We start from the raw sequence: 1,671 nt of genomic DNA on the forward strand, positions 1-1,671 counted from the left end.
CCCACATTCCCCAAGTAAATCGCTGATTTTGCTGTCAGGATCTCAATATTTCCGATATAAATCATGGTGTTGATGGCCGTGAGGGGCGCGTTTGATGGATCACCCAGAGGGTGCGGGTTCGAAGCGGGCAGATCGGGTCGAGTTCGACCGCCGGGTGCATGTGGAGTTCCGAGGTGCGCAGCTCAGTTCCGACGGCGGCCTGCTGGTGATGCGCGAGCTGGATGACGCGCTCGGGCTGTCCGATCTGGCGGCAAAAGCATTGCGCGACACCCGGCGCGGCAAGAACACGGTCCACCGGCTTGACGGGTTGTTCCGGCAATCGGTGTTCGGGCGACTGGCCGGATACGAGGATGTGAACGACGCCGACCGCCTGGCCCTCGATCCGGTGATGCGCCAGGTCGTGGGTGGAAGGGCTGTCGATGCGCAAGCGGCCTCGGCCTCGCAGATGGGACGGTTCGAGACCGAGACACTGGCACAGCCCGAGAACCGTGCCGCGCTGGCCGACCTGAATGGCCAATGGATCGACCGGTTCCATGACCGTAACGGGCTGAAGTACATCGTTCTGGACATGGACAGTTCGGTCAGCCCCACCCATGGCGATCAGGAGGGCGCGGCCTGGAACGGGCATTTCGACTGCACCTGCTATCACCCGAACTTTTTGTTCAACCAGTTCGGCATGCTGGAGCGCTGCGCCTTGCGCCATGGCAACGTCCACAGCGCCGATGGCTGGCGGGACGTTCTCGACCCCGTCATCGCCCGCTACGCGGAGCGCGACCTTTGCGGCCGGTTCTTCCGGGCTGACGCCGCCTACGCGATCCCCGCGATCTATGAGCGGCTGGAAGAAGCCCGATTCTTCTACGCCATCCGGCTGCCTGCGAACAACGTCCTGCGCGAGAAGATCGCGCATCGGCTGACGCGCCCTGTCGGGCGACCTTCGCTGACCAAGGTCAAGCGCTTCTACGAAGACTTCGAGTATCAGGCGGCATCCTGGGACAAGGAACGCCGGGTGATCGCCAAGATCGAATGGCATCCGGGCGAACTGTTCCCGCGTGTCGGCTTCATCGTCACCAACCTGCCGATGGAGCCCGACTGGGTGGTGCGGTTCTATAACCAGCGCGGCACCGCCGAGCAGCACATCAAGGAAGGTAAATATGCCTTCCACTGGACGCGGCTGTCATGCCGGAAGTTCCGCGACAATGAGGTGCGACTGCAACTGCATGCGCTGGCCTACAACCTGGCCATCTTCTTGCGCTGCATCGAGTTGCCCGAGACGATGGCCGACTGGTCGTTGACCAGCCTGCAACTGAAGCTGATCAAGATCGGGGCACGTGTCGTCCGCCATGCCCGCGCCATCACCTTCCAGCTGGCCGAGGTGGCCGTCACCGGTCCGATGGTCCGCGCCATCCTCGCCGCCATCCGCCGATTGCGAGCGCCTCCGCTATGCGCATGACCGCCATCCACGCCCAAACTGAACGAAAACGGCAGGATGGGTCTGTCCGCTGCGCTGAAAAACACCGCCACCAGGGCACAACACGGCGGCTTCGCGGGCCGATCTGCCCTGTCTCAGCGCCTTGCGCGCCCGACGACGCCGCTCGGGACGGAAAATGATTGTCCTGCGGTCGGATTCAGGCGAAACTCACGTCAGACGGCATGCCACTTGGGGAATGTATG

The 1,671-nt window shown here is 63.1% G+C and carries 1 protein-coding gene; it reads left to right on the plus strand.

Going from position 1 to position 1,671, the window contains the following annotated elements; genetic code table 11:
• Window positions 1–94: 94 nt before the first annotated feature.
• Window positions 95–1,450 carry an IS1380-like element ISKpn23 family transposase gene (locus tag I554_RS0124490; protein WP_003168745.1) on the plus strand — a complete coding sequence of 452 codons (1,356 nt, stop codon included), beginning with the start codon at window positions 95–97 and terminating at the stop codon, window positions 1,448–1,450.
• The last annotated feature ends 221 nt before the right edge of the window (window positions 1,451–1,671 follow it).

Origin of the sequence: Afipia sp. OHSU_II-C1, from assembly GCF_000497575.1 — a bacterium.
Lineage (GTDB): Bacteria > Pseudomonadota > Alphaproteobacteria > Rhizobiales > Xanthobacteraceae > Afipia.